At 57.4% G+C, this 13,754-nt stretch carries 8 protein-coding genes; 2 read left to right on the forward strand and 6 right to left on the reverse strand.

The annotated features are described in order from the left end of the window. Positions 1 to 90: 90 nt before the first annotated feature. A complete protein-coding gene (locus tag ACIQYF_RS11625; RefSeq protein ID WP_402861153.1) occupies positions 91 to 1,179 on the forward strand; it encodes a GGDEF domain-containing protein in 1,089 nt (362 codons plus the stop codon). Positions 1,180 to 1,423: 244 nt separating this feature from the next. On the opposite strand, the gene ACIQYF_RS11630 is transcribed toward ACIQYF_RS11625, so the two are convergent. The 6 genes from ACIQYF_RS11630 to ACIQYF_RS11655 form a co-directional block, all read right to left on the reverse strand. Beyond that, the gene (locus ACIQYF_RS11630) at positions 1,424 to 2,914 is read right to left on the reverse strand and encodes an efflux transporter outer membrane subunit (protein WP_402861156.1); all 1,491 of its coding nucleotides are present in this window, start codon (positions 2,912 to 2,914) and stop codon (positions 1,424 to 1,426) included. Then, a complete protein-coding gene (locus tag ACIQYF_RS11635) occupies positions 2,911 to 6,018 on the reverse strand; it encodes an efflux RND transporter permease subunit (RefSeq protein ID WP_402861159.1) in 3,108 nt (1,035 codons plus the stop codon). Before ACIQYF_RS11635 ends, ACIQYF_RS11630 begins: the two co-directional genes overlap by 4 nt. Continuing rightward, positions 6,015 to 9,116, reverse strand: a complete 3,102-nt coding sequence (locus ACIQYF_RS11640; protein WP_402861162.1) for an MdtB/MuxB family multidrug efflux RND transporter permease subunit — start codon at positions 9,114 to 9,116, stop codon at positions 6,015 to 6,017. The genes ACIQYF_RS11635 and ACIQYF_RS11640 overlap by 4 nt, the downstream gene beginning before the upstream one ends. After that, on the reverse strand, positions 9,113 to 10,402 hold the full coding sequence (locus ACIQYF_RS11645) for an MdtA/MuxA family multidrug efflux RND transporter periplasmic adaptor subunit (protein WP_402861165.1): 1,290 nt from the start codon (positions 10,400 to 10,402) through the stop codon (positions 9,113 to 9,115). The genes ACIQYF_RS11640 and ACIQYF_RS11645 overlap by 4 nt, the downstream gene beginning before the upstream one ends. Positions 10,403 to 10,771: 369 nt before the next feature. Continuing rightward, positions 10,772 to 11,272, reverse strand: a complete 501-nt coding sequence (tpx, locus tag ACIQYF_RS11650) for a thiol peroxidase (protein WP_402861168.1) — start codon at positions 11,270 to 11,272, stop codon at positions 10,772 to 10,774. 330 nt (positions 11,273 to 11,602) lie between these two features. Further along, the gene (locus tag ACIQYF_RS11655) at positions 11,603 to 12,271 is read right to left on the reverse strand and encodes a DUF3313 domain-containing protein (protein WP_402861171.1); all 669 of its coding nucleotides are present in this window, start codon (positions 12,269 to 12,271) and stop codon (positions 11,603 to 11,605) included. A gap of 309 nt (positions 12,272 to 12,580) precedes the next feature. On the opposite strand from ACIQYF_RS11655, the gene tal reads away from it, so the two are divergent. After that, on the forward strand, positions 12,581 to 13,504 hold the full coding sequence (gene tal / locus ACIQYF_RS11660) for a transaldolase (protein ID WP_402861174.1): 924 nt from the start codon (positions 12,581 to 12,583) through the stop codon (positions 13,502 to 13,504). Positions 13,505 to 13,754: the final 250 nt, after the last annotated feature.

Consider the following 13,754-nt stretch of genomic DNA (forward strand, 5'->3'; position numbering starts at 1 on the left):
ACTGCACTTGATCGTCCAGACTCACAGAACACTTGCCATGCGCGGGCACGTGTCCTGAGTCCAGTCAACAGAGCGTGATCAAGGCTCGCAATGCTCAAAATCATTGAAAATCAAATTTCAAAGCATGCCGCACCCCCTGCCCTGCAAGCCGAATTTGCTCAACATGATTTTGAAAAACTGCGCAATTTTTGCCGTTTGACCTACGCGGCCAGCATCTTCATCTGGCTGTTATTTGACGTGATAATCAGCACCAAGGGAGGTCAGGGCTTCACCGGCCTGTCCATGCTGTTTATGACCACGATGGTGACGATCACCCTCGTTCTGGGGTTTATCCGCAATTACCGGCACTTCGATGTGCTGAATGTTATTTTTGTGGTCGTGATTACCTTGGGCATCCGCCTGATCATCATGGGCTTGCCTCAGGACTCGCAACCGGTCTGGCTGGTACTGGCGACGGCCAGCATCCTCTACAGCGCCTCGATCTTGCCATTGAGCCGCTGGGCATTTCTCACCGCTGCGCTCATTGCCGGACTCATGCTCAACCCCTTTGCGTTGACCTTCGTCTCGGTCATGGACCTGCGAGGGTCGATGATCCTGTGCTATTACGCCTTTCTCAGCAGTTTGACGATTTACAGCTTTTTCAAATTGCGCCGGGTCAAGCTACACAATTACACCATGTCCATGCTACTGGTGAGCCAGGCCTACATCGACGCGTTGACCGAGATTCCCAACCGACGCTCTTTCATGACCCAAGCGGGTAACGTATTACAGGCCCAGCCTCGGGAATACGACCATTACCTGGCGATGATCGACATCGATAACTTCAAAAAAGTTAATGATCTGTTCGGGCATGACATTGGTGATGAAGTGCTCAAGCGCACTGCGTCCAGCATCAAGGCCGTGATGACTGACTATGAGTACGCGCGTTTGGGCGGCGAAGAGTTTGCGGTGTACTTGTCGGGAGTAAAGCGTGCCGACGTCGAAGCGTTGATGAGCGCGCTCTGTCGTCGAGTGCGTGAAGACCCGCATGAACACTCGGTGACCATCAGCATTGGTCTGGCGCGGGTTGAGGGCCATGACACCTTGAATCAGGCGCTGGCCAATGCAGACAAGGCGCTATATGTGTCCAAGAACAGTGGCAAGGACAGGTTTACGTTTTATACGCAGGACATGGGCTGAGGGGGCTCACTTTTGTCAAACACTCCGGCTTTGTTTTTTGACCTCAGGGCCGGAGTGAAGACACCGGGTGAGCCTGGGCGAGCTCGGCCGGACGGTAGCGCAAAGAGCTTTTGGTTCCTTTTGCGGCTGTTTGCCAAAAGGGATTGGCTGTAAGAGCGAAATAAATAGCTCAGTTAAACGCGTAAAACGGATATGTACTCAGTGGATCAGTTAACACGCCCGCCTACCCGCCCCCCCCAAAAAATCAACGCTCACTCAAATCGGTATTCCCATCCCATCCCCCGCCCAACGCGGCAATAAGCTGCACGCTGGCGATCAACCGACTTTGCAGCAGGTTCAATACGCTACGCTCGGTACTCAATGCGGTGGTTTGCACGGTGACAACGTCCAGGTAGGCGATCAATCCAGCCTTGTACTGGTTGTTGGTCAAGCGCAATGACTCACGTGCCGACTCCAGTGCCTGTTCCTGCACCACGGTTTCGTCCCCGAGCACTTTCAACTGCACCATGTAGTTTTCCACTTCGCGGAATCCATCCAGTACGGTCTGGCGATATTTGGCAACGCTCTGGTCATACACCGCTTCGTTTCGATCGACCTCGGCCGAACGCTGGCCCCCATCAAACAAGGGCAAGGAGATTTTCGGCCCCACCGACCAGAATCGGTTCGGCGCGCTGATCCAGTCCTGGTACTGGCTGCTGCTGTATCCGCCCGACAGGCTCAGGCTAAAGTCCGGGTAGTACGCGGCTTTGGCCACGCCGATGTTGGCGTTGGCTGCCATGACCGAGCGCTCGGCCGAGGCGATATCCGGGCGGCGTTCCAACAGCTGTGACGGCACGCTGACCGGGATCGCCGGCAGTTTGGGAATGTCTTTGATTTGCGCCAGTTTAAAGCTCGCAGGCGCCTGCCCCGTCAGCACGGCAATGGCGTTTTCGAATTGAGCGCGCTGCCAGATCAGGTCGATCAGGCTGGCCTGGGTATTACGCAACTGGGTTTGCGCTTGCGCCACGGCGTCTTTGCCCGAGATGCCTGCACGGTATTGGTTTTCGCTCATTTTCAACGAACGCTGGTACGCCTCGACAGTCGCTTCCAGCAAGCGTTTTTGTTCGTCGATCACCCGCAGTTGCAGGTAGTTTTGCACCAGCTCCGATTGCTGGCTCAGGCGCATCGCGGCCAGGTCGGCAAAGCTGGCTTGCGCGCTGGCTTCATTGGCTTCAAGGCCACGACGCAATTTGCCCCAGACATCGGCCTCCCAACTCACGCCGACCTGCGCGTTCAAGGTATCGCGGATGCCGCTGCTGGAACTGGTCAGGCTGGAGTTTGAGCTGCCTGTGCCCTGGCTGGAGCGGGTTTTGCCAACGCTCAGGTCGGCGCTCGGCAAAAACGCCGCCCGTGCATTACGCACCAATGCCTGCGCCTGACGAAACTGGGCTTCTGATTGCGCAACGCTCTGGTTGTTGCTGTTGAGTTGGGCCACCAGCGCGTTCAGTTGCGGGTCGCCGTATAACTCCCACCAGGCCCCCCGCGCCAGCGCATCACTGGGGTTGGCCTGGGTCCAGCCCTGCGCTTCTTTGAATTGCTGCGCCGCTGTCAGCTCAGGGCGCTGGTAGTCCGGCCCCACCGCACAGGCGCTGAGCAACACCGCGCTCAGTACCAGGCCCAGCAGGCGCGAGCCACGGGCAAGGGCCCAACGTTGGGACGACAGTGCCGGGGCAAGGTTAAGCAAACGAGAGGTCATAGCGGAGTTTCCAGAGCAGCATCAGTACGCACGCCACGCCATTTGTTGAAGCGATGGCGCGCACGGTCGAGATAGAGGTAGACCACCGGGGTGGTGTAAAGGGTCAGGATCTGGCTGAAAATCAGCCCGCCAATGATGGTCAGGCCCAGCGGCTGACGCATTTCGGCCCCTTCGGCATGGCTCAGCATCAACGGCAAGGCGCCCAGAATGGCCGCCAGGGTGGTCATCAGAATCGGCCGCAGACGTTGCAAGCACGCACTGCGAATCGAATCCTGCGGGCTCATTCCTGAATGCCGCTCCAATTGCAGCGCAAGGTCGATCATCAAGATCGCGTTTTTCTTCACCACGCCGATCAGCAAGAACAGCCCCAGCAGAGAGATCAGGCTGAACTCGCCCCCCGTGAGGTAGATGCTCAACAGCGCGCCGACCCCCGCCGATGGCAGGGTCGACAGGATCGTCAGCGGGTGGATGTAGCTCTCGTAGAGAATGCCGAGCACCAGATACACCGCTACCAACGCCCCCAGGATCATGAACGGCTGGCTTTTCTGAGTGGCGGCAAACGCGTCGCCGGTACCGGCCATTTTGGCGATGACGTCTTCGGGCAGACCGAGTTTGGCAATGGCCCGCTCGATGGCAGCGGTGCCCTGCTCCAGCGACACGCCAGGCGCCAGGTCAAACGAAATGCTCTGGGAAGCGAACTGGCCTTCATGCTCGACGCGGTCGTCCTGCAAGCTGTTTTCGTAATGAGCGATTGCGGATAACGGAATCCGTTGCCCCTGCGCACCAATGACGTACACCTGATTGAGGGTCTCGGGGTCCTGGGCGTATTTGGGGTTAACCTCCATGACCACCTGATACTGGTTCAGGCTGTCGTAGATGGTCGAGATCTGCCGCTGGCTGTAAGCGTTGTTGAGCACGGCAGTGACCATGTCCATGTCGACCCCCAGGCGTTTGGCCTGGTCACGGTCAACCACCAGTGTCACTTGCTGCGCGCCACGGCCTTCACGGGCGTCGATCGCCGTCAGTTCGGGCAGCGCTTTAAAGGCCGCCACGACTTTCGGGTACCAGGTGCGCAGTTCGCCAAGGTCACCACTTTGCAGGATGTAGGAATACTGCGAGCTGGTTTGCTCACGGCCACCGCCAAATTGCAGGTCCTGATCCGCCATCAGCATCAAGCGCCCGCCTGGCACTTTGGGCATGCTGTCACGCAGGCGCTCGATGACTTTTTGCGCAGAAATCTTGCGCTCGGAGATCGGCTTGAGGCGCACGATCATCACCGCGTTGTTGGTACCGCCATTGCCGCCGATAAAACCAGCCACGCTATCCACCGCCGGGTCGGCGAGTATCGCCTTGCGGAAGGTGTCCATCTTGGGCTGCATCACGCTGAACGACAGGCCATCATCGCCGCGCACGAAGCCAATCAGTTGCCCAGTGTCTTGTTGCGGCATAAAGGTTTTCGGCACGACCACGTACAACGCCACGTTAACGCCGATGGTCACCAGCAGGCTGAGCAGGGTCAGGCGCTTGTGGCGCAAAACCCAGTCCAGGCTGCGCGCATAGCCGTGCACCATGCGGTCGTTAAGCCGTATGCTCCAGCGTTGCATGGCGTTTTCAGTGCCCGGCACATGCGGTTTGAGCCAGCGCGCGCAAAGCATAGGAGTCAGGGTCAGCGAGACCACCAGCGACACCACAATCGAGGCTGCCAGGGTGATCGAGAATTCGCGGAACAGGCTTTCGATAATCCCGCCCATAAACAGGATCGACAAAAATACCGCCACCAGCGAGACGTTCATGGAGAGCAAGGTAAAACCGACTTCCTTGGCCCCCAGGTACGCCGCTTTCATCGGCGCAATCCCTGCATCGATATGGCGCGAGATGTTTTCAAGCACCACGATGGCGTCATCCACCACCAACCCGGTGGCCAGAATCAGCGCCATCAGCGACAGGTTATTGAGCGAGAAACCATACAGGTACATGATGGCAAAGGTGCCCACCAGCGACACCGGCACCGCCAGGGTCGGGATCAGCGAGGCGCGCAAATTACCAAGAAACAGGAACACCACCAAAATCACCAGCGCCACAGCAATCAGCAACGTCATCTCGGCTTCGTGCAAGGTGGCCTTGATCACCGGCGAGCGATCCATGGCCAGGTTCAGTTTGACGCTGGCTGGCAGCACCGCTTGCAACGCAGGCAACTGGGCCTTGATCGCGTTCACGGTCTGGATAATGTTGGCCCCGGCCTGGCGGTTGACCACCAGCAGGACGGCCGCGTCGTTGTTGAAGAAACCGCTGTTGTAACGGTCTTCAACGCTGTCGTTGACCTTGGCCACGTGGCTAAGACGCAGGGCCGCTCCATCCTGATAACGGATGATCAGCGACTCGTAGTCCTTGGCCTTTTCCAGTTGGTCGTTGGCTTGGATCTGCCAATTGCGATCACCGTCCGACACCGCGCCCTTGGGTCGACGCACGTTGGCGTTGGCAATGGTGTTGCGTACATCGTCCAGCGCCACGCCGTACTGGTTGAGCAGTTGCGGCTCCAGTTCGATACGCACGGCGGGCAACGAACTGCCACCAATTTGCACTTCGCCCACCCCCGGCACCTGCGACAGGCTTTGCGAGAGGATGGTCGAGGCCAGGTCATAAAGCTCGCCCTTGGACAGAACATCGGAAGTCAGTGACAGCACCATGATCGGCGCTTGCGACGGGTTGACCTTTTTATAGGTCGGCATACTGCGCATGCCACTGGGCAGCAAATTGCGCGACGCGTTGATCGCGGCCTGCACCTCGCGGGCCGCGCCGTTGATGTCGCGGTCCTGATCGAATTGCAGAATCACCCGCGTCGAGCCCTGGCTTGAGCGGCTGCTCATGGTGTTGACCCCGGCAATCGCACCGAAAGATCGCTCCAGCGGCGTGGCCACGGTAGACGCCATGACCTCGGGACTGGCACCCGGCAAACTGGCCGACACCACGATGACCGGAAAGTCCATTTGCGGCAGCGGCGACACCGGCAGCAAACCAAAGCTCACCCCGCCCAGCAACATAATTGCCAGACTCAGGAGCATGGTCGCCACCGGGCGTTTAATGAACGGGCCGGACAGGTTCATGCCGAAGCCTGCTCAGCCGGAGCCTTGTCACCCCGCCAGCGGCGGCCCAGTCGGTCGAAATACAGGTAGATCACCGGGGTCGTAAACAAGGTCAATACCTGACTCACCAACAAGCCGCCAACCATCACCAGACCCAGTGGTTGGCGCAGCTCAGCCCCGGAACCTGTCGCCAGCATCAGCGGCACAGCACCAAACAGCGCCGCCAGTGTGGTCATCAGAATCGGGCGAAAACGCAGCAGGGCCGCCTGATAAATCGCGTCTTGCGGGGCCATGCCCTGGTTGCGTTCAGCGTCGAGGGCGAAGTCGATCATCATGATCGCGTTTTTCTTCACGATACCGATCAGCAAGATGATGCCGATGATCGCGATCATCCCCAGGTCATTGCCGCTCAGAATCAGCGCCAGCAACGCGCCGACCGCGGCCGAGGGTAAGGTCGAAAGGATGGTGATCGGGTGGATGTAGCTCTCGTAGAGCACGCCCAGCACGATGTACATGGTCACTACGGCCGCCAGAATCAGCAGCAAGGTGCTCGACAATGAAGCCTGGAACGCCTGGGCGGCACCCTGGAACTCGGTTTGCACACCAACCGGCATGCCAATATCTTTTTGCACCTGATCGATCAACTCGACTGCTTGCCCCAGTGCCACACCCGGCGCCAGGTTGAAGGAGACCATCACCGATGGAAACTGCCCAATGTGAGAAATGGACAACTGCGATTGACGCTCTTCAACCTTGGCCAGGCTGGACAGGCGAACCTGGCCGCCATCGGAGGTTTTGACGTGAATCTGATCCAGCGCCTGCGGACCGATTTTCTCGCCATCTTTGGCCTGTAACACCACACGGTACTGACTGGCCTGGGTGTAGATGGTCGAAATCTGCCGCTGGCCGAAGGCGTCGTACAAGGCATCGGTGATGTTCGCCACCGATACTCCAAGGCGCGATGCAGCGTCGCGGTCGATGACCAGGTAAACCTGCAACCCTTTGTCTTGCAGGTCACTGGCCACATCGCTCAGTTGCGGCTGGTTGCGCAACGCGGTCACCAGTTTATCGCTCCAGGTACTGAGCAGTTGGGCATCCGGTGACGACAAACTGAACTGGTATTGGGTGCGGCTGACGCGGTCTTCAATGGTCAAGTCTTGCACGGGCTGCATAAACAGCCGGATTCCGACCAGCTTGTCCAGTTGCGGCTGCAAGCGCGCAATCACCTCAGAAGCACTGCCGTGGCGCTCGCCGTGAGGCTTGAGGTTAATCAGCATACGCCCGCTGTTGAGGGTGGCATTATCACCGTCGACCCCAATGTAGGAAGACAGGCTTTCAACATCCGGGTCTTGCAGGATGATTTTGCCCAGTTCTTGCTGACGCTGGCTCATGGCGCTGAACGAGATGGACTGCGGCGCCTCGGAAATCCCCTGAATGACACCCGTGTCCTGCACCGGGAAGAAGCCCTTAGGCACCACCATGTACAGAAATACGGTGAGTGCCAACGTGCCAATCGCCACCAGCAACGTCAGCGGCTGATGTTTGAGCACCCACTGCAACATGCGTCCGTATTCGGCAATCATCCAGTCAATAAAAGCACCGCTGGCCCGGTAGAAACGGCCCTGCTCGTGTGGCTTGGGCTCAGCTTTGAGTAAACGGGCACACATCATCGGCGTCAGCGTCAGCGATACGACCAGCGAGATCAGAATGGCCACCGCCAGGGTGATGGCAAACTCACGGAACAGTCGCCCCACCACGTCAGCCATAAACAGCAGCGGAATCAACACCGCGATCAGCGACAGGGTCAGCGAGATCAGCGTAAAACCGATTTGCTTGGCGCCCTTGAGCGCAGCCTGCATCGGGCTGTCGCCCTCTTCTATATAGCGCGAAATGTTTTCCAGCATGACGATGGCGTCATCGACCACAAAACCGGTGGCGATGGTCAGGGCCATCAGCGTCAGGTTGTTGATCGAAAAGCCGGCCAGGTACATCACCCCGAAGGTACCGATCAGCGACAACGGCACAGCAATCGAAGGAATAATCGTGGCGCTGGCACGGCGTAGAAACAGGAACGTCACCATCACCACCAAAGCGATGGAGATCAGCAATTCATGCTGCACATCACGAACCGAAGCCCGGATGGTTTGCGTGCGGTCAGTCAGCACGGTGACATCGACGCCCGCTGGCAGGTTATCGGTGATGCTCGGCAACAGCGCCTTGATCCGGTCCACCACTTCAATCACGTTGGCACCGGGTTGACGCTGAATGTTCAGCAGCACCGCCTGATTTTCATTGGCCCAGGCGGCGAGGCGTTCGTTCTCGGCACCGTCGACAATTTCTGCCACATCCTTGAGTCGCAGCGGCGCGCCGTTGTTGTAGGCCAGGATCAGCTCGGCGTACTCCTGCGCAGTTTTCAACTGGTCGTTGGCATCGAGCATCGACACTCGGGTCGGGCCGTCAAAGTTACCTTTGGGCTGATTGACGTTGGACGCGCCGATCAGGGTGCGCACATCTGCCAGGTTCAAGCCATTGGCAGCCAGCGCCTCGGGGTTGACCTTGATCCGCACCGCCTGGCGTTGACCACCGGCGATGCTGACCATGCCGACGCCACTGATCTGGGCAATTTTTTGCGCCATGCGCGTGTCGACCAAGTCATTGAGCTTGGGCAGCAACATGGTTTTAGAGGTGATCGCCAGGGTCAGCACCGGGGTGTCGGCCGGGTTGACCTTGTTGTACACCGGTGGTGCTGGCAAATCCTTGGGCAACAGGTTAGACGCAGCGTTGATCGCGGCCTGAACCTGCTGCTCAGCAACGTCCATATTAATATCGAGGTTAAAGCGCAGGGTCAGCACTGAAGCGCCGCCCGAACTGGTCGAGGCCATTTGCGTCAGGCCGGGCATTTGCCCGAACTGGCGCTCAAGCGGCGCGGTGACCGCGCTGGTCATGACATCCGGGCTGGCGCCGGGGTACAGCGTCATCACGCGGATAGTCGGGTAATCAACCTGAGGCAAGGCTGACACTGGCAGCATGCGATAGGCAATGATCCCGGACAACACGATGGCCAGCATGCACAGCGTGGTTGCGACCGGGCGCAGGATAAACAGCCGCGACAGATTCATTCGTGCGCCTTGCCCTTGGCCTTGTCAACAGTGGGATCGGCATCCGCGTCCGGACCACCTTCCAGTTGTTCAGTCGCTGTTATTGGCACCTCGCTGCTGTCATTCACCACTTCAACCGCACCGCCATCACGCAAACGGTCCGTGCCTTCGAGTACCACGCGATCACCGGCCTCAAGACCTTGCTCAATCACGGTCAAATCGCCATCGGTAGCACCGACTTTAATCATCCTGATCTTGACCTTTTTATCGCCATCCATTGCATAGACGAACGAGCCATTAGTGCCGTACTGAATCGCCGGGGTCGGGGCCAGAACCACGTTTTTCAGCGTGTCGGCCAGCAGGTGCACATTGACGAACTGGTTTGGGAACAGCGCCTGATCGCGGTTCTCAAACAGCGCCTTGAATTTCAGGGTGCCGGTGGTGACATCAATCTGGTTATCAATGCTGCTCAACACCCCCACGGCCAACTCTTTGCGATCACCACGGTCCCAGGCTTGCACGGGCAACTTGGCGCCGCTGCGATAACGTTCCAGCACCAGGGCCAGGTTGTTTTCCGGCAGGGTGAAGCTAACCACAATTGGCTCGGTCTGAGTGATCACCACCAGCGCTGTGGTGTCATTAGCCGCGACCAGATTACCGACGTCCAGCTGACGCAAGCCCACACGGCCCGTGATCGGGGCACGAATTTTCGTGAACTCAAGGTTGAGCTTGGCGTCATTGACGGCCGCCTGATTGGTTTTGACCGTGCCCTGATATTGGCTGACCAACGCTTCAGCGGTGTCCAGGGTTTGCTTGGCGATACTGTCTTCGGCGTACAGACCGCGATACCGCTGCACATCGACTTGAGCATTTTTCAGTTGGGCCTGATTCTGCAACAGTGTGCCTTCGGCCTGGAGCAAGGCGTTCTGATAACTGCGCGGGTCGATTTCAGCCAGCAGCTCACCGGCCTTGACCATTTGTCCTTCTTTGAAATAAACCTTGACCAACTCGCCTGCCACGCGGCTGCGTACATTGATCGTGTTGAGGGCCGTGACTGTGCCCAAGGCTTTATAGAAAATTGGAAAATCACCCCGCGTCACCTCCCCCACTCGAACTGGCACCGCCTGAGTTGAGCCACCAAAGCCAGGACGCATCGCGCCTGTGCGGCTGGTGTGCTCCGAAGGTTGTTCGGTCTTGGCCTTTTTCGCCGCAGACGGCCACAGCCACCAGCTCACGCCAGCAACGATCAGCAGAACCAGCAGGCCAACCAGCCAGCGACGAGATTTGCGGGAAACAGAGGATTGCATTGAATGATCAACCAGTTGGGCGCGAGCGCTTATTTTCAGGAGCCTGAAAGATAAGCAGTGCAGACGGTTATGAAAAGGCTCTTTACCGGGTATTTACGTTATAGAGCGTCTATGACCTGTTTTTTGCCCTGCACCCTGTGGGCTTTCGTCGCCCCTGCCATGAAACGGGAACAGCCCCTAAGCTAACCTTAAAAATCGCAGCCGGCGGCATCTCCCACGAAAAGTGGCCGCACAACGTGTCTAGATCCTGCGTGACATTGAGTGGGGGAGCTGGCAAAGGCTGCAATCTTTTGCTACTCAGCCCCTCTCCAAACGAAAAAAAACGGCCTGGCATTTAATGCCAGGCCGTTTTGGGTGCAGCAGCAGGGCTTACTTCAAAACAGCCAGCGCTGCTTCATAGTTCGGCTCTTCAGCGATTTCTTTAACCAGTTCGCTGTGCAATACGTTGTCGTTTTCGTCCAGCACGACAACAGCACGAGCAGTCAGGCCAGCCAACGGGCCATCAGCGATGGCTACGCCATAGTTTTCGATGAATTCACGGCCACGCAGGGTCGACAGGTTCTGTACGTTTTCCAGACCTTCTGCACCGCAGAAACGCGCTTGGGCAAATGGCAGGTCAGCCGAAATGTTCAGCACGACGGTGTTCGGCAGGCCATTGGCCTCAGCGTTGAACTTGCGTACGGAAGTTGCACACGTCGGGGTATCAACGCTTGGGAAGATGTTCAGCACTTTGCGTTTACCAGCAAAGCTGGCCAATGTTGCATCGGACAAATTACCCGCAACCAGCGAAAACGCTGGCGCCTTGGAGCCTACTGCTGGCAGCACGCCGTTGACTTGAACAGGGTTGCCTTTAAGCGTCACTTGAGCCATGAACGATGTCCTTTTTTGACAGTTTTTTTGAAGAGGCAGAAGTTAAACACGAATCCTCCAGGCGACCTACGCCCTGCACACAAAATGTCATTGTTCGCGTTACAAAAAGATTATTCCCTGTACATATTGAGCACCGACCTACTTATAGAAAGGCATAGAAAGGCCTGTCGGCAGCGCAAAAAAGGGCAGAGCGTGAGGTCATATATTCATGATGAGTGTCGTTGCTGACACCCGTCGATAAAAGACTGCCCCTGAGAACCTTCAGGAGCGAACTTGCCACGCGCTCTTTTTAGAAGATCAAAAGATCGCGAGGCAAGCTCGCTCCTGGGACTACTGCTTCAGCTTCAGATACGACTGGTGCATGTCCGACGCCCAGCCATCAATCACCGCCTTGACATCATCGGCTTTCATGACATGACTGTCGTTGCTCAACGGCTTGCCGGTGCCTTTGCGCACCACCTGCGCAATCACGTCCTGGCTTTGCCCGTCGATAAATACCGCTTCGGTGGCCAGTTGGGTTTCCTGATCACGGATCCCCGCAGCCGTGCTCACGGCCGCTGCCACCAGTGCCACGGGAATGTACTCATAGGGCGCCAGGCTTTCGGTTTTGCTGCTCACAGCGGTAATCGCCGGACGTACCACGATCACACCTGGCCCTGGGCCGCTGGCCAGAGGCAACGACTTGCCCATCTCACGTTTAAGTGCCTGATCGTAATAGTCGGTGATGGCGGTCAAAGTGCTTTGCGGGATTTTCTCTGTCGGTTTTGGCGCCGGATACAGCTGGCTTGGCTCGACATACACACGGGTGTATTTATTGACGTCTAGTGTGGGATCGACCCAGCGCATGACTTCGGCGCCGGAAGGCGACTTGGCCTCTTTAAGCCGGCTGTAATCTTTTAAGAATCCGGAGTATTCATCCGGTTGCTGAACCTTGCTGGCACAGCCGACCAACCCAATCGAGGCGATACACAGCGTGCCCATCATTAGACCAAGCTTCATGATTTAGCTCCTTTAAGCAGCGCAACCGTTGATTCACGGGAATATAGGCATAGCTAATTCTGTGTAAAACACCGCCCGGCTGTCATTTATTCAAACGCTACTGTGATCCATTGCTCACACCGTTCAGCAACGAACGCCGCTCACCTTGGCCTGCGGGCGCAGGAGCGCGCGGCATGAAGATTTAATCTGCACCATCAGTTGCACTCAACAGGTGATCAGCGGCATTCTGCCAGCTAACGCTTAACGAACTTTCATTCAACATCGCACTCCATAAGTACAGCCATTAATGCCTTTAAGACAGAGACGCTCATGACTTCCAAGCTGGAACAACTCAAGCAGTTCACCACCGTGGTCGCAGACACCGGCGACCTCGACGCCATTACCCGTCTCAAACCTGTTGATGCCACTACCAACCCATCCCTGCTGCTCAAGGCTGCCGCACTGCCTGGTTATGCCGACCTGCTGAAAAACGCCATCGCCCACGCCAAGGGTGACGTCGGCCTGGCCTGCGATCTGTTCGCCGTGTCGGTGGGTAGCGGTATCTTGAAGGTCATCCCGGGCCGTATATCGACCGAAGTCGACGCCCGCTTATCGTTTGACGAACCGGCCCTGCTGCAAAAAGCCAATCAGTTGATTGAGTTGTATGACAAGGCTGGCGTAGGCCGCGACCGCGTGCTGATCAAGCTGGCATCGACCTGGGAAGGTATCCGCGCTGCCGAGAAACTGGAAAAAGCCGGGATTCAAACCAACCTGACCCTGCTGTTCTCATTTGCCCAGGCCGCCGCCTGTGCCGATGCCGGGGTATTTTTGATCTCGCCATTCGTGGGCCGGATTTACGACTGGTACAAGAAGTCCACGGGCATTGATTACACCGGTTCTGATGATCCGGGTGTGCAGTCCGTGACCCGTATCTACAACTACTACAAGACCAATGACTACAACACCGTGGTCATGGGTGCCAGCTTCCGCAACCTCAACCAGATTGAGCAACTGGCTGGCTGCGATCGTCTGACCATCAGCCCGGACCTGCTGGAAAAACTGGCACTGGATGAAGGCACGCTGGAGCGTAAATTGACCCCAGGCAAAAAAGGCGAGCCGCGTTTGATACTGAACGAAGCGCAGTTCCGCTGGGCTTCGAACGAAGACGCCATGGCGACCGAGAAGTTGGCCGAGGGCATTCGTCAATTCGCCCGCGACCAAGAGAAACTTGAGGCGTTGTTGTCAGGCAAATAATCTGCGCGCCCTGTAGACAGTAGCGTGCGTGCCTCGCGATCTTTTAAAAAACAAAGATCGCGGGGGCACGCATGAGCCTATAGCAATTCTTGGTAATAGCGCTCAACCCCCCCCCAGGCTCAACATCGGTTCGTCATAACCTGCCTGCGCAGCAGACTCAGTCGGCGCAGCTGTAGCGATAGTTGTTGTCCATCATCAATCGACCGTCGCTTTAAACACCGCTGAGACCCGCAATTCACTCACCGCCGGG

Source organism: Pseudomonas sp. NPDC096917, from assembly GCF_044762555.1.
GTDB lineage: Bacteria > Pseudomonadota > Gammaproteobacteria > Pseudomonadales > Pseudomonadaceae > Aquipseudomonas.

Excerpts from the sequence above, each read along its gene's own strand:
- ACIQYF_RS11625 (WP_402861153.1), top strand. The coding sequence starts at position 91 with ATGCTCAAAATCATTGAAAATCAAATTTCAAAGCATGCCGCACCCCCT.
- ACIQYF_RS11630 (WP_402861156.1), bottom strand. The coding sequence starts at position 2,914 with ATGACCTCTCGTTTGCTTAACCTTGCCCCGGCACTGTCGTCCCAACGT.
- ACIQYF_RS11635 (WP_402861159.1), bottom strand. The coding sequence starts at position 6,018 with ATGAACCTGTCCGGCCCGTTCATTAAACGCCCGGTGGCGACCATGCTC.
- ACIQYF_RS11640 (WP_402861162.1), bottom strand. The coding sequence starts at position 9,116 with ATGAATCTGTCGCGGCTGTTTATCCTGCGCCCGGTCGCAACCACGCTG.
- ACIQYF_RS11645 (WP_402861165.1), bottom strand. The coding sequence starts at position 10,402 with ATGCAATCCTCTGTTTCCCGCAAATCTCGTCGCTGGCTGGTTGGCCTG.
- tpx (WP_402861168.1), bottom strand. The coding sequence starts at position 11,272 with ATGGCTCAAGTGACGCTTAAAGGCAACCCTGTTCAAGTCAACGGCGTG.
- ACIQYF_RS11655 (WP_402861171.1), bottom strand. The coding sequence starts at position 12,271 with ATGAAGCTTGGTCTAATGATGGGCACGCTGTGTATCGCCTCGATTGGG.
- tal (WP_402861174.1), top strand. The coding sequence starts at position 12,581 with ATGACTTCCAAGCTGGAACAACTCAAGCAGTTCACCACCGTGGTCGCA.